Source organism: Streptomyces sp. NPDC030814, from assembly GCF_055572155.1.
On sequence record NZ_JBVIDX010000032.1, the window covers coordinates 1 to 24,247 of the forward strand.

Genomic DNA, 24,247 nt, shown 5'->3' on the forward strand with positions numbered 1-24,247 from the left:
CCGAGGGTGTAACCGAAGCCCGGCTCCAGCGGCTCGATCACGAACCGGGAACGGAACTCGTCGACGACCTCTTCGGTCAACGAGGGACGCTGAGCAATCAGCACGGGGTGTTGCCTCCAGTGGTTTTGCGCCCGCTATGTGACGCCGTAGACCTTACGAAGGGTACGGGGCGTACGGGCCAAACGGTCTTCGGCGGGGCTGATCCCTGTCGCCCGGACAGGACGATTAAGTTTCAGGTTGGAACAGAAACAAAAAATGCTATGGTGTCGCCGAAGCGACCGCGACGAGATGCAAGCCATGAAGGAGGGATCCGCCGATGACTTCCACGCTGAGTCGAGCGCTGGCCAACTATCCCAACAGGTTCGACCCCGCCGCGCTCGGTGAACTGCCTGAGCGGCTGCGGTCCACCGTGCGGCGGCGCAACAAGGTGCTGGGCCCTGGTTACGCGCTGAACTACCGGGAGCCGGTAGAGTTCGTCTCCGGCCGGGGCGCTCACCTGTTCGACCGGGATGGCAACGACTACCTCGACGCCTACAACAATGTGCCGTGCGTCGGGCACGCGCACCCGCACATCGTCGAGGCCGTGTCCCGCCAGATGGCGGCGGTCAACACCAACACGCGCTATGTGCAGGAATCGCTCGTCGACTACGCCGAGCGGCTTCTCGCGACGATGCCCGAAGCGCTCTCCAAGGTCAGCTTCGCGTGCAGCGGTTCCGAGGCGAACGACCTGGCCATGCGCGTGGCGCGCTTCCACACGGGCGGCGAGGGAATCGTAGTGACCCGCTGGGCCTACCACGGTCTCACTCGCGAGGTCGCGAGCTTCTCGCCGACGCTCGGCGCGGGGTCACCGCTCGGGCCGAACGTGCGGGTCATCGATGCTCCCGACCCGCGACTCGTCCCGCCGGGTTCCTCGCTTCCCGACCACATGCGCAGCCAGGTGCGCGGCGCGATCGACGACCTCGAGCGCCACGGCTACCGGCTCGCGGCGCTGATCACCGACTGCGCGCACTCCAGCGACGGCATCTTCACCGATCCGGTCGGTTACCTGCGTGACATGGTGGAGGAGGTGCATGCCGCGGGCGGCGTGTACATCGCCGACGAGGTCCAGTCGGGATTCGCCCGGCTCGGCGAGTCGATGTGGGGGTTCAACCGCCATGGCGTGCTCCCGGACATCGTCACGATGGGCAAGCCCATGGGCAACGGCATGCCGATCTCCGGCGTGGTGTTCAGGCCCGAGGTGTGCGACGAGTTCGGGAAGAATGTCCGATACTTCAACACCTTCGCGGGCAGTTCGATCGCGGTTGCCGCCGGTGCCGCGGTGCTGGACGTCTTCGAGGCGGAGAACGTTCAGCAGCGAGTCCTCGACAACGGCAGGGCGCTGCGAGCCGGCCTCGAGGAGATCACTCGTGAGTCACCCTACGTCGCTGAGGTCCGCGGCAGCGGTCTCTACGTGGGCGTCGAGCTCGTGCAGGACCGGGAGTCCCTGGAGCCCGATCAGGTCCGCGCCGACCAGGTCATCAACGACCTGCGCGAGCGTCGCGTCCTCATCAGCGGCACCGGGGAAGCAGTCAATGTGCTCAAGATCCGACCGCCGTTGGCCTTCGACTCGGCCGACGTGACGCGATTCCTCGAGACCTTCGCGGAGATCGCCCGGACGCGCCTGTAGCAGGCCGAAACCCGAAGGGACCGAACGGTGAACACCTCGCCCCCCGCTGGTATCGCCCAGCAGTTGTTCGAGGAGAGCGGCCTGGCGTCGTCCCACGAGCCGATCGCGACGGACGTGGTGGACGCCCTCCTCGCCCGGCACTACCGGCTGAGCGGACAGCTCGAACGGCTGGCGACCGAGAAGGACGACACGTTCCGGCTGCGGACCGGCGCGGCCGACCATCTCGTCAAGGTTTCCCCGCCCGACGAGGCGGTGGCTGTCGTGGCGCTGCAAACGGCCGTGATGCGCCATCTCGAAACCGAAGCTCCTCATCTCCCGATCCAGCGGGTGAAGGAGACCACCGAGGGCGGCGACGACGTACCGATCGAGACGGAAGACGGCCGGGTTCGGGTCCTGCGGGTCTTCGACTTCGTCGAAGGTGCCGTCCTGGCGCGAGCGAACCCCGATCCCGGCCGGCTCGCCCTGGCCGGGCGGATGCTCGGCCGCGTGGATCTGGCCCTGCGGTCATTCAGTCATCCAGCGGACGAGCGGCGCCTTGTGTGGGACCTTCGGCACTTCGACCAGCTGCGGGAGCTCATCGAGTACACGCCCGGCGCCGAGCACCGCCGCCTGGCACACGAGGTGTTCCGCCTTTTCCACGCGACCGTGGTCCCCAGGCTGGGCGATCTCGAGACCCAAGTGATCCATGGTGACTACAGCCCCTACAACGTCCTGGTGGATCCGGGGACGGACAGCTTCGTCACAGGAGTGATCGACTTCGGTGACAGCATGCGCACTGCTCTGATCTTCGACCCTGCCGTGTCCCTCGCGAACCTTCTCGGCCGGACACCAGGGGATCCGTGGGCTGAGGCGTGCACCTTCGTCGCGGGGTACGAGCGGGCCCGGCCGATCAAGGACACCGAACTCCCGCTCCTGCCCGTCGCCGCGCTGGCGCGCCTCACCCTGCGCGCGCTGGTCACCCATTGGCGCGCGGAACGAGTGCCGGAGCGTCGCGACTACCTGCTGGAGCACGCCAGGGACGACTGGGCCAACGTGGAGCGGGCCCTGGCCGTCTCCATGGAGGAGGTCGTGACCCGCCTGCTGAGCACGCGCCATGACACGCCGTGAGCGGATACGGTCTCGCTAAGGTCATGAGGTGAGCAGCATCAACCCCACTCCACGCGACCACAACAAGGCACGTGTCCTCGAGGTGGTTCTCTCCCACGCGCCGTTGACCCGAAACAAGCTCATCGAGCTCACGGGGTTGAGCAAGGCGACGGTGTCGCGGGCCGTCGAGGAACTGCGCTCCGACGGGTTCGTCGTGGACGGGGGAGTCGACGCCGCCGCCGGGCGTGGCCGTCCGTCGACGTACCTCGATGTGCCCGAGACGGCCGGACACGTCGTGGGCGTCAGCTTCGGCGCCGTGACCACCGGCGTGCTGGTGACCGACCTGCGCGGCCGTGAACTCGGGCACCTGATCGTGCAGACGGTCGAGCACCACGACGTCCCCGCTGCCGGCCGGTGGCTGGTCGACCTGATCACGCGGACCGGCGCGTCCGCAGGAGGGCCACTGCGACAGGTCGTCGCGGCACTGCCGGCCCATGTCCGTGACGGCGCCGAGGTCTTCCGGCCCGCCGATCCGATGAAGCCCTTCTCCGGCAGAGAACTCCAGCGAACCGTCGAGAAACTCGTCGAGGCTCCCGTGACCTTCGACAGCGACGCGAACGCGTCCTTGCTCCAGGTGCTCACGGACGACCCGAGCATCCATGACGCTGCCCTGTTCAGCCTCAGCAGCACCCTGAATCTCGCCACGTGCAGGGACCGGGAACTGACTCGGGGACGCACTCCCGCGTTCGGCGACATCGGTTCCCTCTCCGCGGGCATCGACGAGCGCACGCTCAACGGGCTGCTGAGCACGGCAGGGCTGGTGAGCTTGGCTCGTGAACACGGACTGGACGTCGAACGCGTCGAGGACCTGTGGCCGGCACCTCAGGACGATCGAGTCCGCGCGGAGATACTCAAGGCGTTCACGGCGGCGGTCACGACCGCCGTGAGCATCGTCGCCGTGACCCTCGATCCCGAAGCCGTCTACTTCGTGGGCCGGTTGCGTCCCCTGGTGGACGAGGTGCTCCCCGAGGTACGCGAGCGACTCGAACAGACCCTGCCGGCCGTCCCCCGGATCACGACCGTCTCCCAGGTTCTGGGACTGTCGGTGGCGCGCGGCGCGGTGCACGCCTGCCTGGCCATGACCCACAGCCGCCTACGGGACGCGCTGCTCAAGGCACGCAGTCAGGGACCACGGCAGGGGCAGGCCGCGCCGGCATTCTGATCCGCACCCGCGCAGTCGAAGACGACAGCGAGGTCCGGGGGCGAGAGGTGGTCGTCGCTCGTCCCGGATGCGCAGGCCGGCACGGACCCGACTCGGCAGGGCCGGGCCCCCTTGGGCCGTTCGTGTCCGGCACGTGGTGGTTTGGGGGATGTCGATCTCCCCGCGAGGGAAGGCCTTGAGCAGGGAGGCCGACCGGCCGGGGGAGGGGGCCCGTATGTGGGTGGCGTTGGCGATCCTCGGGGTGCTGCTCGTGTTCAACGGTGAGGTGCGGGTGCTCGCGGTCGCCGCCGCGGTCCTCCTGCTGTGGCTGGGGCACAGGCGGAGCGACATGCTGATGACGGCGGTCGGGGCGGGGGCTCTCGCCCTGCTGTGGTTCGTGGCGTTCTAAAACTGTCCCGTAATCCCCGGCAGGCGCACGACGCCGGGTACGGCACCTCGCCGCGTTGTCGGAACGCCCGCATGCCTCCAGTGCGGGCCGGGAGACGTAGAGATGTTCGGCGGCGCGGGTGAAGTGCAGCTCCTCGGCGACGGTGACGAAGTAACGCAGATCGCGGCCGTGCACGTCCATGGTCATAACCATCGGCCATCACCAAAGGTCTTGGACGTACAACTGCAAGGCGGCGGCGCTGATCCCGGCCGCGCCGGAGGCCGAGCGCACACCGCTGCGGCTGCCGCTCGGGGACGACAGCGTGACCACGATCCGGGAGCACCTCGACGGTGTCCGGGAGGAGGTCCTGACCTGGGAGAAGAGAACGCGCGCGACCGCGTTCGACGCGTGAGCGGGCGTGGGGGCACCGCGGGGCCGTGAGGGTCCCGTCCGGCCCCGGTTGTCCCCAGAGGGCTGTGCCCCTGGACCTGCGCCTGGTCTCCTGGGCCGCAGCCGTGCCCTTCGGGCCTCCGCCGGGGCTCTTGCCCCCTGCCTTCCAGCCGTTCGCCCGCCGAGTGTCCCGGGCCTCAGCTCCCCACCAGCCCCGACTTCACCCCCGCCCCGCACAACGGCACCACGGCCGTGCGGCTCCCGAGGGCTCCCTCCCGTACGGCGGCCCAGCAGGCCACTCCCGTTGCCTCGACGAACAGCCCCTGGGAGGCGAGGTCGTGCTGGGCGTGGCGGAGCTGGTCCTCGGTGGCGGTGAGGAATCTGCCGCCGGAGTCGCGTACGGCCCGGAGGATCTGCCGGGCCCGGGGCGGGCGCGGGATGGCGATGCCCTCGGCGAGGGTGGGCGCCATGGGGGTGGTGCCGACGAGATCGTCCGCGCCCTCGGCCCACGCGTGGGCCAGTGGGGCGACGGCCGCCGACTGGACGGCGTACAGGGCGGGGCGGCGGTCGATCAGGCCCGCCGTGTGGAGTTCGGCGACGGCGAGTGCGGCGCCCAGCAGCAGCGTGCCGTTGCCGACCGGGACGACCAGGACGTCCGGGAGACGGCCGCCGAGGTCCTCCCACAACTCGTGGACGTAGGTCTTCGTGCCGTGGAGGAAGTAGGGGTTGAAGACGTGCGAGGCGTAGAAGACGCCCTCCTCGTCCGCCGCCTCGCGGGCCGCGGCCGCCGCGGTCTCGCGGTCCCCGTCGACGATCCGGAGCCGCGCGCCGTGCGCGTCGATCTGCTCCAGCTTCTTGGCCGAGGTGCCGGCGGGGACGTACACCGTGCAGGGCAGTGCGGCCCGCGCGCAGTACGCGGCGATCGCCGTGCCCGCGTTGCCGCTGCTGTCGGCGACGATCTGGCGCGGCCCGAGCCGCAGCGCCAGCTCGGCGAGGAGCACCGCGCCGCGGTCCTTGAAGGACAGCGTCGGCATCAGGAAGTCGAGCTTGGCAAGGATGCCGTCCCTGAGTTCGACGAGCGGGGTGCGGCCCTCACCGAGGGACACGGAGGGCGTGGCGAGGGGGAGGCACTCTGCGTAGCGCCAGAGGGAGTTCACCCGGCCGGCCAGCGACTTGAGGGGGGCGGGGGTGGGCGCGAAGTCGAGGTCCAGGGGGCCGCGGCAGGCCGGGCAGCACCAGGCGAGGGAGGCCGCGGGGACGCGGGTGCCGTCCGTCGGGCAGAAGCGATCCGGCAGAGGTGTCATGCACGCAGGGTAAGTGGGGCCGCCGACGACGGTGACGCATGACGGTGTGTCACGGCGGTGGCACGGCCATCGTGTTGTGGCAGCGGTTACGTGCGTGCAGGGGCCTTGTGCAATTCCTTCAAAGGCCTCAATCTTTCGGCTGACGCACAGCAACCCCACAGGAAATTGACATGGGCATGATTTTCTTGCGTGTTCCTGTCCGCGTCCGAGTGTGTGCGTCACTCCCACCAGCGCACCACCGATTGAGGAGGATCCTCAGATGGCAGTGATGCGTCAGAACCGGCGAAGACTGGCCGTGATCAGCGCGGCGGCCACCGCGGCGCTCGCCTCCGGTCTCGTCTCCGCCCTCCCCGCCACCGCCGCGGCGGAAGGCCCGATCCAGTACGCGGGCGCGCCCGGCGCCGTCAAGGACAGTTACATCGTCACCCTGAAGGCGGACGCCAAGGCCGGCTCCGGCAAGGGCAGGGCCCTGGCCGAGCGGTACGGCGCCGAGATCGAGCGCACCTACACCAAGGCGCTCAACGGCTATGAGGTCGAGGCCACCGAGGCGGAGGCGAAACGATTCGCCGCCGATCCGAACGTCGTCTCCGTGGTCCAGAACCGGACCTTCACCATCTCGGCGACACAGCCCAACCCGCCCTCGTGGGGCCTGGACCGCATCGACCAGTCGGCGCTCCCGCTGAACCAGAGCTACACCTACGACGACACCGCGGGCGCGGGCGTCACCGTGTACGTGATCGACACCGGCGTCCGCATCACACACAGCGACTTCGGCGGTCGCGCCGTGGACGGCTTCGACGCCGTCGAGAACGACAACACCGCCCAGGACGGCCACGGCCACGGCACACATGTCGCCGGAACCGTCGGCGGCACGGCCTACGGCGTCGCCAAGAAGGCCAAGATCGTCGGCGTCCGCGTCCTGAACAACTCGGGCCAGGGCACCACCGCGCAGGTCGTCGCCGGCATCGACTGGGTGACCGCCAACGCCGTCAAACCGGCCGTCGCCAACATGAGCCTCGGCGGCCCGGGCGACACCGCGATCGACACCGCCGTACGCAACTCCATCGCCTCCGGCGTCACCTACGCCGTCGCGGCCGGCAACGAGACGACCAACGCCTCCACCCGTTCCCCCGCCCGCGTCACGGAGGCCATCACCGTCGGCGCCACCACCAACTCCGACGCCAAGGCGAGCTACTCCAACTACGGCACCGTCCTGGACCTGTTCGCCCCCGGCTCCTCGATCACCTCGGCCTGGCGCACCAACGACACGGCGACCAACACCATCTCCGGTACGTCGATGGCGAGCCCGCATGTCGCCGGAGCAGCCGCCCTGTACCTGGCGGACAACCCCACGGCCACCCCGGCGGCCGTCCAGACGGCCCTGGTGAACGCCGCCACCACCGGAGTGGTCACCAGCCCCGGCACCGGCTCGCCCAACCGCCTGCTGAACGTGGGCGACGGAGGGACCACGCCGCCGCCGACCGGGCCCCGCTTCGAGAACACGACCGACTACGCGATCAACGACAACGCCACCGCCGAGTCGCCGATCACCGTCAGCGGTGTCTCCGGCAACGCGTCGTCCTCGCTCAGCGTGCCCGTGAACATCGTCCACACATACATCGGTGACCTCCAGGTGCAGCTGGTCGCCCCCGACGGCACCGCGTACACGCTGAAGGCCTACGGCGCCGGCGGCAGCGCGGACAACATCAACACCACGTACACGGTGAACGCCTCCTCGGAGGTCGCCAACGGGGTGTGGAAGCTCCGGGTGAGCGACAACGCCGCGCTGGACACGGGCCGCATCGACTCGTGGGCGCTCCAGTTCTGATCCCGGTCCGACGCCTCTGGTCCCGGCCGGACGACGTCTGGTCCCGGCCGGACGACGTCTGGTCCCGGCCGGACGACGTCTGGTCCCGGCCGGACGACGTCTGGTCCCGGCCCGAAGACGTCTGGTCCCGGCCCGAAGACGTCTGGTCCCGGCCCGAAGACCTCTGGTCCCGGCCCGACCGCGGGGCGGTCGGGGAAGATTCCGCCGGGCGCCGCCCCCTGGCTCCGCGCCCTGTGTGTCGCCCCCGCCCGCCCCGCGCTTACGATGCGCCGAGTCGTACGAAAGCCGTACGCCAGTTCCCGTCTCCGGCGCAAGGAGCACGCGACCCGTGGTCACACCCCCGCCCTCCGGGGCCCAGCCGCCCCGGGGCGGCCCGTTCCCGCCGCCGGGGCAGCCGTACCCGTCGGCGCCCCAACCGTGGGGCCACGCCTGGGGGCGGGCGTATCCGGCGCTCCAGCCGCCTCCACCGGTCAACGGGCTCGCGATCGCCGCGCTCGTCCTGGGCGTCATGTGTCTGCTGCCGGGCATCGGTCTGCTCCTCGGCGTGATCGCCCTGGTGCAGATCAAGCGGAAGGGGGAGCGCGGCAAGGGCATGGCGGTGGCCGGGATCGTGCTGTCGACGGTCGGCGCGCTGCTGATGACGCTCGCTCTCACCACGGGCGGCGCGCGCGACGCGTGGAACGGCTTCCAGGAGGCGGCGAGCGGCGCGGGCACCACCTTCTCGGTGGAGAAGGGCGAGTGCTTCGACGCGCCGGACGGCTCCCTGGAGGGCTACGCGTACGACGTCGACGTGGTGCCCTGCGCGGGGGAGCACGACGCCGAGGTGTTCGGCGGCTTCCGCCTGCCGGACGGGAAGTACCCGGGCGACGACGCCGTCGACGAGACGTCCGGGGACACGTGCTACGAGCTCTCCGTGTCGTACGTCATGGACACCTGGGCGATGCCGGCCGACGTCGACGTGTACTACTACACGCCCACCCGGCAGAGCTGGCGCCACGGCGACCGCCAGGTCACCTGTGCGTTCGGCAACGAGGACGCGGAGGCGAGCCTGACCGGCTCGCTGCGGCGGGACGAGACGACCCTCGACGCCGACCAGATCGCGTTCCTGGAGGCCGACGGCATCCTCAACGAGGCCTTCGAGGGGCTGCCGGACACGGAGTACGTCAGCGACGACCTGCCCGCCCACAAGGCGTGGGCGCCCGATGTCGTCGACGCCCTGGAACGGCAGGCGGCGGCCCTGCGGGCGCACCACTGGGAGCCCGGCACGGAGAAGGCGGTGAGCGACTACGCGAAGGCCCTCGACAAGGCCCGCGAGGAGTGGCAGGGCGCCGCCGACGCCGCCGACGCCGACGAGTTCAGCGACCACTGGGACAGGGCGCACCTGCTGACCGACGGCCCGAAGGCGGTCACGGCCCGCGAGGCTCTGGGGCTGGCCACGACTCCGGAGGCGACCGACGAGGGGGACGCGGGCGAGGGCGGCGGAGGGGGCGAGCCCCGCGCTCAGGTGTGACTGGCGCCCAGAGCGGGGAGAAAGTGCCTGCGTAAACGCCTCCCCGGGCACATGTCATCACATCGAGTGATTCCTTGGCCTTTGCTTGCATGGCACAACCCACGGTTGCCAGTCTGTAGCTGTCTGTACAACCTGATGGGAGCGGCCAGTGACTTTCGGTGAGCAGCCGGCGTACCTGCGTGTCGCGGGTGATCTCCGCAAGAAGATCGTGAACGGATCGCTGCCGCCGCACACCCGTCTCCCCTCCCAGGCGCGGATCCGCGAGGAGTACGGCGTCTCCGACACGGTCGCGCTGGAGGCCCGCAAGGTGCTCATGGCCGAGGGGCTGGTGGAGGGTCGCTCGGGGTCGGGCACCTATGTGCGGGAGCGGCCGGTGCCGCGTCGGGTCGCCCGTTCCGGTTTCCGTCCCGCCGGCGGGGCGACGCCCTTCCGGCAGGAGCAGGCCGACGCCGCTGTGCGCGGCACCTGGGAGTCGCGCAGCGAACAGGTCGAGGCGAGCGGGGCCATCGCGGAGCGGCTGGCCATCCAGCCCGGGGACCGCGTGATGTGCACGAAGTACACCTTCCGGGACGCGGGCGAGGTGATGATGATCTCCACCTCCTGGGAGCCGCTGGCCCTCACGGGTCGCACCCCCGTGATGCTTCCCGAGGAGGGCCCGCTCGGCGGGATGGGGGTCGTCGAGCGCATGGCCGCGATCGACGTGATCGTGGACAACGTCACGGAGGAGGTCGGCGCCCGCCCCGGCCTCGCCGAGGAACTCCTCGCCCTGGGCGGCGTCCCCGGGCATGTGGTTCTCGTCGTCCAGCGGACGTACTTCGCCTCCGGCCGCCCCGTGGAGACGGCGGACGTGGTGGTTCCGGCGGACCGGTACCGGGTTTCCTACCATCTGCCCGTCAAGTGAGCGACGGTGTCCGCCCGTCGGGGGATCCGTGGATTCCGTGTGTAGCGGACGGTGACGCGGGCATGCGTCAAGTGCCCTGTGTCTGAGGGAAGTTGGAGGCGCCGGGGGCCGGAGGGTCGCCCGAACGCAGCTCGAATTCGGTCGTTCTTGCCGCCGGGCGGTTCTGTGCCCCGGTGGCGCCCCGATCCGCCCGAAAGGCGCTGGATGGCTGCTCGTTGAGGCGTCGAGAGGCGCACGGGTGGTGAGCGACGGCGCGTTCGCCGGGGTGCGCCCCGCTCATCTTGGCTTGTTGCGTACCTCTTTGTGAAAAGACGGATTCGCTGCGTAAAGGTTAGGCGTACGCTCGGGCATATGCGGATTGCGGTTTCCTTGGACGGCGGGGTGCGGCGGAATCCGGGGGCGGGACTCGGATCGGCCGAGGTGGGAAGGAGCGGTGGGGGTCGATGAACGACGGCACGATCACTCTTCCCTGGCTCGTCATCAGGCAGGACGACAACGGCAATCGCTACCGCGTCGGCAGGTACGCGACCCGCGCCGAGGCGCAGAAGATCGCGGACAGCCTCGACAATCGCGGCCACAAGCAGCTCTACTGGGTGGAGCGCGTCGGCCAGAACGGCCAGAACGGCCAGAGTGGGAGCAAGTGATTCACCCCGCCCGACGTGTCCGCACGCTCCCGTAGGCTCCCGCGCATGACCGAACCGATCGTGGTGGTGGGTGCCGCCCTGTTGAAGGACGGCCGGCTGCTCGCCGCACGTCGCAGTGCGCCGCCCGAGCTGGCCGGACGCTGGGAGTTGCCCGGCGGCAAGGTGGAACCCGGTGAGCCCCCTGAACAGGCCCTCGTGCGGGAGCTGCGCGAGGAACTCGGCGTCGAGGCGAAGTCCGCCGAGCGGGTGCCGGGGGAGTGGCCGGTGGGGCCGGGCTATGTGCTGCGCGTCTGGATCGCGCATCTTCTCTCCGGGGAACCCCGGCCGCTGGAGGACCACGACGAGCTGCGCTGGCTCAGCGCGGACGAGGTCTGGGACGTCGACTGGCTCGACCAGGACGTTCCGGCCGTGATGGAGACCGTGCGGCTGGCCTGGGGGTCCGGGGGAGTCTGAGCGCCCCCGTCTCGGACGGTTCGTACGCACGTGCCCGTCGAAGCCTTCGCACGTTTCCGTGCGCCCCTTTCTGACTCCTCGGGTGCGGGGGGATGCGCTCCCCGCGCTGTTTGTGCGACAGTGCGCCCTCATACGCGGTACTCGGGGTTCATTATCGGGTATGTGCCCATTAACCCCATGAAATCGGACAGGGTCCGCTTCTGACTGGGAAGTGATCGGCGTGATCGACAACGGAGACGACTGCGCCGAGTGGACCTTTCCCGCCGAGGCCGACGCCGTACGGACCGCCCGGGCCGTGGTGCGCGGCCGGCTGCGCGACTGGGGGCTCGACTCCGTCGGGGACATAGCCGCTCTGCTGGTGAGCGAGTTGGTGACCAATGCCCTGCGGCACGCCACCGGTCCCATCGGCGTACGGCTCAGACGCTCCGACGGCTCGCCGGGCACCCTGCTCGTCGAGGTCTCCGACCCGCTGCCCGACCCGCCGCGCGAGCGTGCCGCCGACGCGGACGCCGAGAGTGGCCGAGGACTGCGGCTCGTGGCCTGCTCCGCCCGGGCCTGGGGTACCCGGCCCGGTGAATCGGGCAAGACAGTCTGGTTCGAGTTGACGGTTCCCGACTGACCGGACCGGCAGGCGTACCCGCTGACGGTCCCGCGCGACCGGCGCACGGCGTACGGACAGGGCCTTGGGGGGCGGCTCCCCGGGGCGCGCGTGCGACCGATCGGTTCAAGCCAGTAGCGCGAGCCGGAGTCTTTGGTTGGAGCGGGCAACGCCTGGTTAGAAGACTTGGGAGTATGTCCCAGCCGGTCCAAAAACGATCGGGACCGTGCTGTGATCGTGAACACCGTGTTGCGCGGCGCCGTAGTGCTGGATACTGCGGGCAGCCGCCCCTGGTGACCGAAGCCGGACGCGGTGAGCTGGAGGGGACGGTTCGCGTGAGCGAGATACCAGCGAAGGCCACGGAGTCCACGGAGCCGAAGGGCCCGTCGGACCGCGCGAGGCCCGAGGCCGCAGACGATTCCGGCCTGGGTCGCGCCACACGCGACGATGACGTCACGCGCGAAGGCGCAAGCGCTTCCGCCGGGGCGGGCGGCGATGCTCCTGGGCACACGTCCACAAGTCGTGCGCCGGCCGGCCGTACGGCGCCGGCCGGGGACGGGGCCGCCGACGCCGTCGCGGCCGCGGGTGTCATGGCCGGCCAGGGGCCCGGCGATCCGATGTGGCAGACCAGCCCGCCCGGATCGATCTACGACTACATCAAGGTGGCCTCGTTCTCCATAGGCCCGGACGGTCTCGTCGACCAGTGGAGCCTGCGCGCCGAGCAGTTGTTCGGCATCTCGGCCGCGCGGGCCGTGGGCATGGACCCCATCGAGGCGTTCGTGGACCCCGACCGGCGCGAAGAGGGCCAGCGGAAGATGGCCGAGGTCCTCGACGGCCGGGAGTGGACCGGGGTGGTGCCCTTCCGGGTGCCCGGCCCCGAGGGGACCGAGGGGCTCGCCGAGGTCTATGTGATGCCCACCACGGTCGAGGGCGGCGAACGGGCCGCCGTGTGCATCGTGGTGGATGTGCGCACGCTGCGCCGCATCGAGACCGACCTCGCCGCCTCGCAGGCGATATTCGGCCAATCTCCCTTCGGTTTCCTGCTGATAGACACCGACCTCCGGGTGCGGCGCGCCAACCAGCGGTTCGCCTCCATCTACGGCGGCCGCGTCGACGACCACCGCGGCCGGGGCGTCCACGACTACCTCCAGTCGCCGGAGGCCGAGCGGGTCGAGGCGACCCTGCGCCGGGTCCTGGAGACCGGTGACTCCATCACGGACATGCACATCTCGGGTTTCGTGCCCGGCTCCGAGGAACGCCGCCACTGGTCCGTCAACCTCTACCGGGTGCACAGCGGAACCGGCCGCCCCATCGGCATCGCCTGGCTGGGCATCGATGTGACGGCCCGCCGTTCCGCCGCCCGCGAGGCCGCCGCCGCACGGCGCAATCTCGCCCTCCTCAACGAGGCCGGTTCCCGCATCGGCAACTCCCTCGACCTGGAGACCACCGCCCGCGAACTCCTCGACGTGGTCGTCCCCAACTTCTGCGACCTCGCCACCGTCGACCTCTACCAGGGTCTCCTCGTCGGCGACGAGACCCCGCCCGGACTCGCCGACGGCAGCGCCGAACTGCGCCGGGTCGCCTTCGCCAGCGCCGTCTCCGACGCGCCCTTCGTCGGCGGGCCCGCCCCGGTCCGCGTGGGCGCGGTCCACCACTACCCGTTCAACTCGCCCTGCGCCGACGCCCTGCGCACCGCGCGCCCCCAGCAGGTCCCCGAAGAGGGCAACCTCATCCGGACGACGCTCGCCGTGCCGATGGTCGCCCACGACACCGTCGTCGGACTCGTGCAGTTCTCGCGCACCAAGGGCAGCGAACCGTTCGGGGAACGCGACCGCGCCCTCGCGGTGGAACTGGCCGCCCGCGCCGCCGTCTGCATAGACAACGCCCGCCTCTACCGGCGCGAACACGAACGCGCCCTCATCCTGCAGCGCTCCCTGCTGCCGCCGGGCGACCCCGAGGCCTCCGGGCTCGACATCGCCTGCCGCTATCTACCGGGCAACGCGGCCACCGAGGTCGGCGGCGACTGGTTCGACGTCATCGAACTCCCCGGCCACCGCACGGCACTCGTCGTCGGCGACGTCATGGGCCGGGGCCTGCGCGCCGCGGTCGCCATGGGCGAACTCCGCACCGCCGTCCGCACCCTGGCCCTGCTCGACCTCGAACCCGCCGAAGTCCTCTCCGCGCTCGACGAGATCGCCCGCGGACTCGGCAACCCCGGCGGCGTCCAGTCCGCCTCCCGCACGGCCGCCAGCCGGCCCCGCGACAAGGACCTCTCCGAGGTGTACCTCGCGACCTGCGTGTACGCCGTCTACGACTCGGTGACCCGGCGCTGCACCTTCGCCAACGCGGGCCATCTGCCGCCCGTACTGGTCGAACCCGGCGAAAGCGCGCTGATGCTCGACGTGCCGCCGGGCATGCCGCTCGGTGTCGGGGGTGAGCCGTTCGAGGAGGTCGAGGTCGAACTACCCGAAGGCGCGCTGTTGGCGCTCTACACGGATGGACTGGTCGAATCGCGCGACCACCCCCTCGACGAGGGCCTCCAGGCCTTCGTCGGCGCCCTCACCGGCCCCGCCCAGCCGCCCACAGCGGTGCGCTCCGAGCGCCCCCGGTCACTGGAGGACGTCTGCGACCACGTCCTCAACACCCTTGACACACATCACGGCGAGGACGACATCGCTCTGCTGATGGCACGTGTCCAGGGGCTGCCGGCCGACTCCGTCGGCGACTGGACCCTGCCGCGCGAGCCGCGCAGCGTGGGACGCGCCCGGGAGTACGCCCGGGGCCAGTTGCTCAGCTGGGACCTGGAACCGCTGGTCGACACGGCCGAGTTGCTCGTCAGCGAGCTGGTCACCAACGCGCTTCGCTACGGCGAGGGCGAGATACGGCTCCGGCTGCTCCTCGACAGGACCCTCGTCTGCGAGGTCTGGGACGCCGGGCTCGTCCAGCCGCGCCGCCGCCGCGCCCGCGACACGGACGAGGGCGGCCGTGGCCTGCAACTCGTGGGCCTGCTCTCGGCCGCGTGGGGCTCCCGGCGCACGCCCCGTGGGAAGACGGTGTGGTTCGAACTGCCGCTCCCGGGAGAAGAGGGCGGCCTGACGGACCCGGCGGAGGCATTGCTGAGCCTGTTCTAGGTGGGCGCCTGACGCCGTGTTCTGGATGGATGGCACCCGACGCCGCGGGGCAGTCGCGGACCGGCGGGCACGGCCCAGGGGGATGCGCGGTTGCCGTCGCCCCCGTGACCTGCCGCCCCGTCCGCGGTCGCCGTCCTACCCGCCCCGCGCCGCCCGGCGACCGCGGGTGGCCGTGCCGCCGAAGCAGGCCGGGCACCGGGGGGTGATCCGACCGCCGTCCTGGATGTCACCGAGGATGACGCCGCCCAGCAGCGCCCCGGCCATGCCGTCGCCCACCGGGCCCTCGTACGGGTCGCCGTAGTCCCGTACGTCCTGCTCGGCCAGTCCTCGGGCCTCCTGGGCGAGGGAGTGGGCGCGGCGGGCGCTCTCCGTGTCCGCGGTCTCGTCGTCGGCCTGCGTCGTCGTCTCGCCGGTCGTGCCCCTTGCGTCGGCCGTGTCGGTGGTGCCGTCGCGGAGTGTGGCCGCCTCGGCCCGCTCCAGACTCCGTTGCGCCTCAGCGAGCCGGGTCCTCGCCGTCACTCCCACCGCCCCGCGATGCGTGGTGACGTAGTCCGCCGTGGCGGCCACCGCGCTGCGGGCCGGGAGCAGCCACCGGTCCTGGCGGCACAGGACGTCGAGGGGGTCGTCGTACGGGCCCGTGCGGGGCGCCCCCTGTTTCGCGGTCTCGGCGGCGCGCGCCACCTCGGCGGCGAGCCGCTCCACCCCCGTCACGAAGACGTCCGCCTGGTCGATGGAGCCCTCGGCGGCCCTCAGGTGCACGGCGGCCGCGTGCCGGTCGCCCGAGTCGGTGGACCGGCGCGCCAGGTTGAGTTCGGCCGTCGCGAACACAAGGCGGTCCTCGGCGAGTTCGGCGTAGTCGGCCACGGGGCGGACGACGGTGGGGGCGTAGTGCTCGCGGAGCCCGGAAAGGGTGGCGGCCGCCGTCGCCGTACGGCCGGTCAGCTCCCGGAAGCGGGCCTCCGCGCACTGCAGGGCCGGGAGCGTGTCGCGTTCCAGGGCACGGAGTTGGTCAAAGGCGGGGGCGGCGATGTCGAGGCGTCGCTGGGCCATCGTGCAGCGGGCGAGGATCTCCTCCAGCAGGGCCCGTTCCTCGTCGGGCGGGAGGGTGTCGGCGGCGTCGTCCAGTCTCTGACGGAGCCAGAAGGCCGCCGCCGCTTCGCGGCGGGCGTCCGCCAGCGCCGCGATGAACGGTTCGGCCGCCGCGCGGCCGGACCGGGCCACCGTGAAACGCAGCTCCTCGGCGCCGGTACGGATGCTGTCGTCCGTCTCGACCAGCAGACGCCGTCCCCGTCGGTCGAGGTCGGCCGTCGGGGGGAGGTGCTGCTCGAAGGTCCCGCTCGGCGTCGTCCGCAGCGCCGCGCGCCGCCTGCGCCGGAAGAGTGAGTACAGGGCGAGCCCGACCGCCGCGCCCGCGACCGCCACCGGCAGGATCAGATCGGTCGCCGGGCTGTCGTCGTCACCGGCCGCCGTGTCGTCCACCTCGGCGGCCACAGCCCGCCGGGCTGCGGCCGAGGCCGAGGGCGGGCCGGTGGCCGTCACCCCGGGGGACCACTCGACGACGGCCGCGGAGGGCGCCGCGGCCGCTGTCGTGGTCGCAGCCGTGGGCGCCAGGGCGACCGCGGAACCCGTCGCCCGCCCGCCCACGGCCGCGACCGCGGACCGGTCCGCGGTCGCATCGGACGCCGGACGGTCCCTGTCCGCCGTGTCCGCCAGCGGGACCAGCAACAGCCAGACCAGGGCGGTCATCCCGCCGAACGCGGCGTGCGCCACCCGCACACCTATGTGCGACGTGGCGCCGCGCGACCGATTTCTCCTCGAACGCGACGTCACATGGGGGAGCGTATGGCCGGACCCGTCGGCCCGCGACCGGACCGTGTGACGGCGGGGGAGACCGGGGACGGTGAGCCGTACCGACAGGACCGGGTCCACCGGGGCGCGGGCGTCATGATCGACCCACTGTTCCACGGGGGCTGCCCGGCGCGACGGTACGGCGCCCCGCGACAGGCCCTCAGTCCGCCGAGGAGCGCCTCCTGATCTTCGAGCCGAGCCATACGAGCGGGTCGTACTTGCGGTCGACGGCCCGTTCCTTCAAGGGGATGAGCGCGTTGTCCGTGATCTTGATGCCTTCGGGGCACACCTCGGTGCAGCACTTGGTGATGTTGCAGTAGCCGAGGCCGTGTTCGTCCTGCGCGGTGCGCTTGCGGTCCAGGCCGGTGTCCTCGGCCGCGTCCAGCGGATGCATGTCCAGCTCGGCGACGCGCATGAGGAAGCGGGGCCCGGCGAAGGCCGGCTTGTTCTCCTCGTGGTCGCGGACCACATGGCAGGTGTCCTGGCACAGGAAGCACTCGATGCACTTGCGGAATTCCTGCGGCCGGTCCACGTCCTCCTGCATCATGCGGTACTCGCCCGGACCGAGCCCCTCCGGCGGTACGAACGCCGGAACCTCCCTCGCCTTCTGGTAGTTGAAGCCGACGTCCGTGACGAGATCCCGTACGACGGGGAAGGCCCGCAAAGGGGTGACCGTGATCGTCTCGTCCCGTTCGAAGACCGACATACGGGTCATGCACATCAGCCGGGGACGGCCGTTGATCTCCGCCGAGCACGAACCGCACTTGCCGGCCTTGCAGTTCCATCGGACGGCGAGATCCGGGGCCTGGGTCGCCTGGAGGCGGTGGATGATGTCGAGCACCACCTCGCCGTCGTTGACCTCGACCTTGAAGTCCTCCAGGCCGCCGCCCCCCACATCGCCCCGCCAGACCCTGAAGTGGGCCGTGTAGCCGCTCATGACCGTGGCTCCTCGTGGCTGCTCACTCGTACAGCTCCTCTTCGGCGAGGTACTTGACCAGCTCCTCCTTGTCGAAGAGGGCGAGCAGGTCCGGGCGGATGGGATCGGTTGTCTCCCGGGTGAGGGAGATCTGGCCCGCGACGGGGTCGGTGGCCGCGAGCCCGCCCGTCGGGTCGGTGAGCCGGCACAGCAGGTTGATCCGGCGCCAGTCGCGGTCCATCGCCGGGTGGTCCTCGCGGGTGTGGCCGCCGCGCGACTCGGTGCGCTCCAGCGCGGCCCGTGCCACGCACTCGCTGACCAGCAGCATGTTCCGCAGGTCCAGGGAGAGGTGCCAGCCCGGGTTGAACTGCCGGTGCCCCTCGACCCCGGCCCGGCGCGCCCGCACCCTGAGGTCGGCCAGCTTCTCCAGTGCCTGCTCCATCTCGCCCTCGCGGCGGATGATGCCGACCAGGTCGTTCATGGCCTGCTGGAGTTCCTGGTGCAGGGTGTACGGGTTCTCCGGCGGGTGCCCTTCCGTGCGGAACTCGCCCTCGGCGGAGAACGGGCGCAGCGCCTCGGCGGCGGCCGCGTCGACCTGCTCGTCGTCCACCGGGGGCCGGGCCCCGGCGAGACCCGTCGCGTACTCGGCCGCGTGCAGCCCCGCCCGGCGGCCGAAGACCAGCAGGTCGGACAGGGAGTTGCCGCCCAGCCGGTTGGAGCCGTGCATACCGCCGGCCACCTCCCCGGCAGCGAACAGCCCGGGCACCCCGCGTGCCGCCGCCGTGTCCGACTCGACCGCGATGCCGCCCATCACGTAGTGGCAGGTGGGGCCGACCTCCATGGCCTCCGCGGTGATGTCGACGTCGGCCAGCTCCTTGAACTGGTGGTACATCGAGGGCAGCCGGCGGCGGATCACCTCGGCCGGCATCCGCGTGGACACGTCGAGGAAGACACCGCCGTGCGGGGAGCCCCGGCCCGCCTTCACCTCCGCGTTGATGGCGCGGGCCACCTCGTCACGGGGGAGCAGCTCAGGAGGCCGCCGGTTGTTGTCGGGGTCCTCGTACCAGCGGTCGCCCTCCTCCTCGGACTCGGCGTACTTCTCCTTGAAGACGTCCGGGATGTAGTCGAACATGAACCGCTTGCCCTCGGAGTTCCTGAGGACCCCGCCGTCGCCGCGCACCGACTCGGTGACGAGGATGCCCTTCACCGACGGCGGCCAGACCATGCCTGTCGGATGGAACTGCACGAACTCCATGTTCAGCAGCGGCGCCCCCGCGAGCAGCGCCAGCGCGTGCCCGTCGCCCGTGTACTCCCACGAGTTCGACGTGACCTTGAAGGACTTGCCGATGCCACCGGTGGCGATGACGACGGCAGGCGCTTCGAGGACGAAGAAACGGCCCGACTCGCGCTCGTAGCCGAAGACCCCGCAGACCCGGTCGCCGTCCTTGAGGACCCGGGTGACCGTGCATTCCTGGAAGACCTTCAGCCGGGACTCGTAGTCCCCGGTCTCCTTGTGGTCCTCCTGCTGGAGCGCCACGATCTTCTGCTGGAGCGTCCGGATCAGCTCCAGGCCCGTACGGTCCCCGACGTGCGCGAGACGCGGGTACTCGTGGCCGCCGAAGTTGCGCTGCGAGATCCGGCCGTCCTTCGTACGGTCGAAGAGCGCGCCCCAGGTCTCCAGCTCCCACACCCGGTCGGGGGCCTCACGGGCGTGCAGCTCGGCCATGCGCCACTGGTTGAGGAACTTCCCGCCGCGCATGGTGTCGCGGAAGTGGACCTGCCAGTTGTCACCAGGGTTGACGTTGGCCATGGCGGCCGCGATGCCGCCCTCGGCCATCACCGTGTGGGCCTTGCCGAAGAGCGACTTGCAGATCACCGCCGTACGGGCGCCTCGCTCGCGGGCCTCGATCGCGGCCCGCAGCCCGGCCCCGCCGGCGCCGACCACGACGACGTCCCACTCCTGTCGTTCGACCACGGACATCAGAAGCACCTTTTGTCGTTAGAAGAGGGTCGGATCGTCGAAGACGCCGGACGCGAGCAGATACACGTAGAAGTCGGCGAGCGCCACGCTCACCAACGACGCCCAGGCCAGCTGCATGTGGCGGGCGTTGAGCCTTCCGACCCACTGCCACATCCGGTAGCGCACGGGGTGCCTGGAGAAGTGCTTGAGCTTGCCGCCGACGATGTGCCGGCACGAGTGGCAGGAGATCGTGTACGCCCAGATCAGCACGATGTTGATCAGGAAGACGATCGTGCCGAGGCCCATGTGGCCCCACTCGTAGTTCTCGTCGCGGAAGGCGAGGACGGTGTCGTACGTCAGGATCCCGGCGACGACGATCGCCGCGTAGAAGAAGTACCGGTGGATGTTCTGCAGGATCAGCGGGAAGCGGGTCTCACCGGTGTACTTCCTGTGCGGCTCGGCCACCGCGCAGGCGGGCGGGGACGCCCAGAAGCCGCGGTAGTAGGCCTTGCGGTAGTAGTAGCAGGTCAGGCGGAAGCCCAGCGGGAAGATCAGGATGATGATCGCCGGTGAGATGCCCCACCAGCTGCCGAAGATCTCCCAGTTGGGTCCCGCGTGCATCGGCTCGCAGCGCTCCGCCAGACAGGGGGAGTAGAACGGCGAGACATACGGGGCCGCGTAGTAGTCCGCGTCCGCGAACGCCCGCCATGTCGAGTACACGATGAAGGCGAACAGACCGGCCGCGGTGGCGGCGGGCGCCAGCCACCAGCGGTCGGTCCGCAGATGCGGGGCGGTGATCGCGGCACGCGTACCGGTGTGCACGCCGCCGCGCCGGGGATGGGGTTCTGTGCCTGGAGGTTCCGTACCAGTGGCCAACGGGGACTCCCGGTCGGGTCTGTTCGGTTGTCGAGCGCTCGGCGGGCCGGGGGCTCGGGGTCAGGGGGCGCGGCGGTCGCGGGCGCCGAGTCCCTCGTCGTCCGAGTCCGTCCACAGCGAGTCGTCGTACGGGGTGTCGGGGATGGGGACGAGTTCGGGGTGCTTGGCGGACGAGCGGGCGACGGCCCCCTCGCGCAGCAGCGCGACGCTCTCGCGCAGGTGATCGGCGTCGGCGCGGACACGGCGCATGTCGAGCCCACCGCTGCCGATCTGCTGTTCCAGGCGTCCCACCGACCGGTAGAGGTCGTCGAGGCAACGCTGGACCGATGTCAGTTCATCTTGCACGGACATGACTTGCCCTCACTTCCGCGGATTGTCCAGGACCGAGGCGGCAACGTTCATGCGCCTGCGAGTGTTGCGCGTCACACGTTGCGCTGGGAAGGGATGTGCATCGATTGGCGGATTGCGAGCCTCCCGTGCACACCCACGCACGCTCGGTGTGCGCCGGGGATCACGTGCGGCGCATTGCGCCGCACGGGTGGCTTTTCGCTCCCCGTCGCCGTGTCTCCATCGGTCGGTGAACCCCTTCCTCTTCAGTGTGTGGCCATAGATCTGATCAGCTCCATATGCACCCAAAAGTGATCATAACGCCCTTCTGGTGGAGGGTGCGGTCCTCCGGAGGTAGCAGTGATGTCCCACCACGGCGTAGGACCGCGTGCGGTGATGCGCTCGGTCGCCTTCCTGACCGCAGGGGTGCTCGCGGCGCCCCTGCTCACGGCCTGCGGAGAGGAGGACCCGGCGGGCAGGCCGGTCGCCGGCCCCGACATCGCGCCGACCGCCCGTGACCGGATCGCCGACGGCGGCACCCTGCGCTGGGCCGTGGACGCCGTACCGGAGACGTTCAACACGTTCCAGGCGGACGCCGACCCAGCCACCGCCCGCGTCGCCGACGCCGTCCTGCCGTCGATGTACCGCCTCGACGCAGGTGGGCGGGCCCGGATCGACACCGACTACCTGGAGTCCGCGAAGATCGTCGAACGCGAACCCCGACAGGTCGTGCTCTACAAGCTCCACCAGGAGGCGGTGTGGAGCGACGGCCGGGAGATCGGCGCCGCCGACTTCGCCGCCCAGTGGCGCGCCCTGTCCGGCAAGGACTCCGCGTACTGGACCGCCAGGAACGCCGGCTACGAGCGCATCGAGAAGGTCGAACGCGGCGACAACGACCTGGAGGTCCGCGTCACCTTCGCCCGCCCCTACGCCGACTGGAAGTCGCTGTTCTCCCCGCTCTACCCGAAGCAGGTGACGGGCACCCCCGACTCCTTCAACGACGGCACCCGCAAGAAGCTCAAGGTCACCGCCGGGCCCTTCGCGTTCAAGGACGTCGACCGCAAGAGCGGCGAGGTCACCCTCACCCGAAACCCCCGCTGGTGGGGCCGCCGGGCCAAGCTGTCCGAGCTGGTGCTGCGCGCCGTACCGCGCGCCAAGCGGGCCGAGGCGCTCGCCAAGGGCACGGTGGACATCGCCGAGATCGACTCCTCCCAGGCGGAGCGCGTCATGCGGGCCGCCAGGCAGGCCCTGGGCCCCGAGGGCTCCGCCGGCCCCCGGGGCTCCGCCGCCTCGCACGGCTCTCCGGACGACGCTCGAGGGGCGGCTCAGGGTCTCAGCGGTCCCCTCGCCGGGTCCGGCGGCACCTTCGCCCACGGCCCTGGTGCCGATCTGACGCCCGCGAGGTCCCTGCGCTCCTGGGCGATCGCGCACGGCTCCGACGAGAAGGCCGCCGACAAGGAGATGAGCGCCCGCAAGGAGCGGCGCAGGGCGATCGCCGAGTACACCGCACAGCAGTCCGGCCTGCGCGGCTTCGAGGTGCGCCGTTCCCTCGAACCGGCCTTCACCCAGCTCGCCCTCAACGGCTCCGACGGCCCCCTCGCCGACGAGCGCGTCCGTCGCGCCGTTGCCCGCGCCATCGACCGTGAGGAACTCGCCTCCCTCGTCCTGAAGCCCCTGGGCCTGCCCGCCGTCCCCGTCGGCAGCCACCTCGCCCTCTCCGGCCAGGCCGCCTACGCCGACAGCAGCGGTGCCCTCGGCGACCAGGACACCGAAGAGGCCCGCGCCCTCCTCGCCGATGCCGGCTGGGAGGAGGGCGGCCCGTTCCGGGAGGGCGGGAAGGCCGCCGGGGCGGAGGGCGAGAAGGCCGACGGAGCGATGGGGGAGAAGTCCGGGAAGGAGTCCGGGACGGGGTCCGAGAAGGAGTCGGAGAAGAAGGGCGAGAAGGGGTCGGCGAAGGAGAGCGAGAAGAAGGACGAGACGAAGAGCGAGACGAAGAGCGAGAAGGGGTCCGGGGAGAAGAGCGGGACGAAGGACGAAAAGGAGTCCGGGGAGAAGAGCGGGACGAAGGACGAGAAGAAGTCCGGGAAGAAGGACGAGCGCGCGGACTCCGGGGACGACGAGGACACGTACGTCGTCGGCGACGACAACAAGCCGTACGAGGCCGACGACGACAGCCACCTCGCCCAGGACGGCAAGCAGTACGCCCCCGGCGCCTACGCCCCGCGCGGCACGCGGGCGCCCGTCGGCGCCGCGCGGGCACCGCTGGCCAAGAACGGCAAGCCGCTCACCCTCCGCTTCGTCCTGCCGTCAGGGCCGGGCACCGAGTCCCTGCGGACCGTCGGCGCGAGGATCGCGGTGATGCTGGAGAAGATCGGCGTCCGTACGGAGATCTCCAAGGTCGCCGGCGAGAGCTACTTCAAGGACCACATCGCGAACGGGCAGTACGACCTCGCCCTGTACTCGTGGCCCACCTCCGCGTTCCCCGCCACCGATGCCCGCCCCATCTACGCGAAGCCGGTCCCCGCGGCCGACGGTTCGCTGAGCGTCGAGCAGAACTACACCCGCGTCGGCACCAATCAGGTCGACCAGCTCTTCGACCAGGCGATCTCCACCCTCGACGAGTCCGAGGCACGCTCGCTGATCCGCAAGGCCGACGCCCATATCTGGGCAGCGGCCGGCTCGATCCCCCTCTACCAGCGGCCCCAGCTCTTCGCCGCCCGCTCGCAGCTGGCGAACGCCGGCGCCTTCGGCTTCCAGACCCCCGTCTACGAGGACATGGGCTTCCTGAAGCAGGGCGCGACGCAGACGGCGAGCCGCACCCGGCATTGAGTGATCACCCTTCGCGTACGCACTGACCGCCGCCCCGCACCATGCGGGGCGGCGGTTTACGCAGGGGGAGCCATGCGGGACTGGACCCATCGCCTACGCCTGTCCGGCGTCCGGCGTCCGGCGCCCGACGTCCGGCACCGGACCCGGCTCACGGCGTGTGGCGAGCCGGTTCCCTTCCCCGAGGGGACCGAGCGGCCGGGCGGACCGCCGCCGAGCGGCCGTGCCCTATGGGTTCCCTCGCCGTCAAGGGGGCCTGAGCTGGGGTGGAGCGGGGCCCGTACGGCCGGGGGAGTCCTTGCCGTCGCGGCCCCGTACCATGGGGTGAGGCCGTGGCGTGTCCAGCCCGGCAGGGCCCGCGTAACACAGACGTACGCAGCAGGGCCGTCCTCAC

19 protein-coding genes and 2 pseudogenes are annotated in these 24,247 nt (G+C 70.9%); 13 read left to right on the forward strand and 8 right to left on the reverse strand.

All coding sequences use genetic code 11. The features are described from left to right. Window positions 1–104, reverse strand: a pseudogene (locus ACZ43N_RS38120) (DNA-directed RNA polymerase subunit alpha); the annotation flags it as partial. 212 nt (window positions 105–316) lie between these two features. On the opposite strand from ACZ43N_RS38120, the gene ACZ43N_RS38125 reads away from it, so the two are divergent. From ACZ43N_RS38125 to ACZ43N_RS38140, 4 genes are all read left to right on the forward strand, one after another. Further along, on the forward strand, window positions 317–1,666 hold the full coding sequence (locus tag ACZ43N_RS38125; protein WP_468103858.1) for an aspartate aminotransferase family protein: 1,350 nt from the start codon (window positions 317–319) through the stop codon (window positions 1,664–1,666). Window positions 1,667–1,693: 27 nt separating this feature from the next. Next, window positions 1,694–2,773 carry a phosphotransferase gene (locus ACZ43N_RS38130; RefSeq protein WP_468103860.1) on the forward strand — a complete coding sequence of 360 codons (1,080 nt, stop codon included), beginning with the start codon at window positions 1,694–1,696 and terminating at the stop codon, window positions 2,771–2,773. 28 nt (window positions 2,774–2,801) lie between these two features. Further along, on the forward strand, window positions 2,802–3,974 hold the full coding sequence (locus ACZ43N_RS38135) for an ROK family transcriptional regulator (protein WP_468103861.1): 1,173 nt from the start codon (window positions 2,802–2,804) through the stop codon (window positions 3,972–3,974). Window positions 3,975–4,149: 175 nt separating this feature from the next. Continuing rightward, window positions 4,150–4,362 (forward strand): hypothetical protein, encoded by a 213-nt coding sequence (locus ACZ43N_RS38140; RefSeq protein WP_468103862.1) that lies wholly within the window; start codon window positions 4,150–4,152, stop codon window positions 4,360–4,362. Between the two features lie 78 nt (window positions 4,363–4,440). Here ACZ43N_RS38140 and ACZ43N_RS38145 read toward each other — a convergent pair. Next, a pseudogene (locus ACZ43N_RS38145) lies at window positions 4,441–4,548 on the reverse strand (LysR family transcriptional regulator); the annotation flags it as partial. Between ACZ43N_RS38145 and ACZ43N_RS38150 the strand changes: the two are divergent. After that, window positions 4,541–4,753 carry a hypothetical protein gene (locus ACZ43N_RS38150; protein ID WP_468103864.1) on the forward strand — a complete coding sequence of 71 codons (213 nt, stop codon included), beginning with the start codon at window positions 4,541–4,543 and terminating at the stop codon, window positions 4,751–4,753. The pseudogene ACZ43N_RS38145 and the gene ACZ43N_RS38150 overlap by 8 nt on opposite strands. 175 nt (window positions 4,754–4,928) lie before the next feature. Here ACZ43N_RS38150 and ACZ43N_RS38155 read toward each other — a convergent pair whose 3' ends face one another. Then, entirely contained in the window at window positions 4,929–6,035 is a 1,107-nt protein-coding gene (locus ACZ43N_RS38155) for a pyridoxal-phosphate dependent enzyme (protein WP_468103865.1), read from the reverse strand. A 259-nt stretch (window positions 6,036–6,294) separates the two neighbouring features. Here ACZ43N_RS38155 and ACZ43N_RS38160 point away from each other — a divergent pair, with 259 nt between their 5' ends. The 7 genes from ACZ43N_RS38160 to ACZ43N_RS38190 all read left to right on the forward strand — a co-directional run bounded on the left by ACZ43N_RS38160 (window position 6,295) and on the right by ACZ43N_RS38190 (window position 15,100). Beyond that, on the forward strand, window positions 6,295–7,863 hold the full coding sequence (locus ACZ43N_RS38160; RefSeq protein ID WP_468103867.1) for a S8 family peptidase: 1,569 nt from the start codon (window positions 6,295–6,297) through the stop codon (window positions 7,861–7,863). A 328-nt stretch (window positions 7,864–8,191) separates the two neighbouring features. Beyond that, on the forward strand, window positions 8,192–9,373 hold the full coding sequence (locus ACZ43N_RS38165; protein WP_468103869.1) for a DUF4190 domain-containing protein: 1,182 nt from the start codon (window positions 8,192–8,194) through the stop codon (window positions 9,371–9,373). A 148-nt stretch (window positions 9,374–9,521) separates the two neighbouring features. Further along, window positions 9,522–10,274 carry a GntR family transcriptional regulator gene (locus ACZ43N_RS38170; RefSeq protein WP_468103871.1) on the forward strand — a complete coding sequence of 251 codons (753 nt, stop codon included), beginning with the start codon at window positions 9,522–9,524 and terminating at the stop codon, window positions 10,272–10,274. 443 nt (window positions 10,275–10,717) lie between these two features. Continuing rightward, window positions 10,718–10,918: an SPOR domain-containing protein gene (locus tag ACZ43N_RS38175; RefSeq protein WP_468103873.1), complete on the forward strand. Its 201-nt coding sequence runs from the start codon at window positions 10,718–10,720 to the stop codon at window positions 10,916–10,918. 45 nt (window positions 10,919–10,963) lie between these two features. Continuing rightward, complete coding sequence (locus ACZ43N_RS38180; RefSeq protein ID WP_468103874.1) at window positions 10,964–11,371, forward strand: (deoxy)nucleoside triphosphate pyrophosphohydrolase; 408 nt, start codon at window positions 10,964–10,966, stop codon at window positions 11,369–11,371. Window positions 11,372–11,582: 211 nt separating this feature from the next. Further along, window positions 11,583–11,990: an ATP-binding protein gene (locus ACZ43N_RS38185; RefSeq protein ID WP_468103875.1), complete on the forward strand. Its 408-nt coding sequence runs from the start codon at window positions 11,583–11,585 to the stop codon at window positions 11,988–11,990. A 272-nt stretch (window positions 11,991–12,262) separates the two neighbouring features. Then, window positions 12,263–15,100, forward strand: coding sequence for a SpoIIE family protein phosphatase (locus ACZ43N_RS38190; protein ID WP_468103877.1), 2,838 nt, complete (start codon window positions 12,263–12,265; stop codon window positions 15,098–15,100). Between the two features lie 135 nt (window positions 15,101–15,235). Here ACZ43N_RS38190 and ACZ43N_RS38195 read toward each other — a convergent pair whose 3' ends face one another. The 5 genes from ACZ43N_RS38195 to ACZ43N_RS38215 form a co-directional block, all read right to left on the reverse strand. Then, entirely contained in the window at window positions 15,236–16,870 is a 1,635-nt protein-coding gene (locus tag ACZ43N_RS38195; protein WP_468103879.1) for a hypothetical protein, read from the reverse strand. Window positions 16,871–17,108: 238 nt separating this feature from the next. Next, the gene (locus ACZ43N_RS38200; RefSeq protein ID WP_468103880.1) at window positions 17,109–17,885 is read right to left on the reverse strand and encodes a succinate dehydrogenase/fumarate reductase iron-sulfur subunit; all 777 of its coding nucleotides are present in this window, start codon (window positions 17,883–17,885) and stop codon (window positions 17,109–17,111) included. A 22-nt stretch (window positions 17,886–17,907) separates the two neighbouring features. After that, the gene (locus tag ACZ43N_RS38205; protein ID WP_468103882.1) at window positions 17,908–19,845 is read right to left on the reverse strand and encodes a fumarate reductase/succinate dehydrogenase flavoprotein subunit; all 1,938 of its coding nucleotides are present in this window, start codon (window positions 19,843–19,845) and stop codon (window positions 17,908–17,910) included. Window positions 19,846–19,863: 18 nt separating this feature from the next. Next, on the reverse strand, window positions 19,864–20,700 hold the full coding sequence (locus tag ACZ43N_RS38210; RefSeq protein ID WP_468103883.1) for a hypothetical protein: 837 nt from the start codon (window positions 20,698–20,700) through the stop codon (window positions 19,864–19,866). Window positions 20,701–20,760: 60 nt separating this feature from the next. Further along, complete coding sequence (locus ACZ43N_RS38215; protein ID WP_468103885.1) at window positions 20,761–21,051, reverse strand: hypothetical protein; 291 nt, start codon at window positions 21,049–21,051, stop codon at window positions 20,761–20,763. Between the two features lie 339 nt (window positions 21,052–21,390). On the opposite strand from ACZ43N_RS38215, the gene ACZ43N_RS38220 reads away from it, so the two are divergent. Next, on the forward strand, window positions 21,391–23,856 hold the full coding sequence (locus ACZ43N_RS38220) for an ABC transporter family substrate-binding protein (RefSeq protein ID WP_468103887.1): 2,466 nt from the start codon (window positions 21,391–21,393) through the stop codon (window positions 23,854–23,856). Window positions 23,857–24,247: the final 391 nt, after the last annotated feature.

Coding starts and splice junctions, on each gene's coding strand:
- ACZ43N_RS38155 (WP_468103865.1), bottom strand. CDS start 6,035: ATGACACCTCTGCCGGATCGCTTCTGCCCGACGGACGGCACCCGCGTC.
- ACZ43N_RS38150 (WP_468103864.1), top strand. CDS start 4,541: ATGGTCATAACCATCGGCCATCACCAAAGGTCTTGGACGTACAACTGC.
- ACZ43N_RS38175 (WP_468103873.1), top strand. CDS start 10,718: ATGAACGACGGCACGATCACTCTTCCCTGGCTCGTCATCAGGCAGGAC.
- ACZ43N_RS38125 (WP_468103858.1), top strand. CDS start 317: ATGACTTCCACGCTGAGTCGAGCGCTGGCCAACTATCCCAACAGGTTC.
- ACZ43N_RS38205 (WP_468103882.1), bottom strand. CDS start 19,845: ATGTCCGTGGTCGAACGACAGGAGTGGGACGTCGTCGTGGTCGGCGCC.
- ACZ43N_RS38160 (WP_468103867.1), top strand. CDS start 6,295: ATGGCAGTGATGCGTCAGAACCGGCGAAGACTGGCCGTGATCAGCGCG.
- ACZ43N_RS38180 (WP_468103874.1), top strand. CDS start 10,964: ATGACCGAACCGATCGTGGTGGTGGGTGCCGCCCTGTTGAAGGACGGC.
- ACZ43N_RS38220 (WP_468103887.1), top strand. CDS start 21,391: ATGTCCCACCACGGCGTAGGACCGCGTGCGGTGATGCGCTCGGTCGCC.
- ACZ43N_RS38200 (WP_468103880.1), bottom strand. CDS start 17,885: ATGAGCGGCTACACGGCCCACTTCAGGGTCTGGCGGGGCGATGTGGGG.
- ACZ43N_RS38215 (WP_468103885.1), bottom strand. CDS start 21,051: ATGTCCGTGCAAGATGAACTGACATCGGTCCAGCGTTGCCTCGACGAC.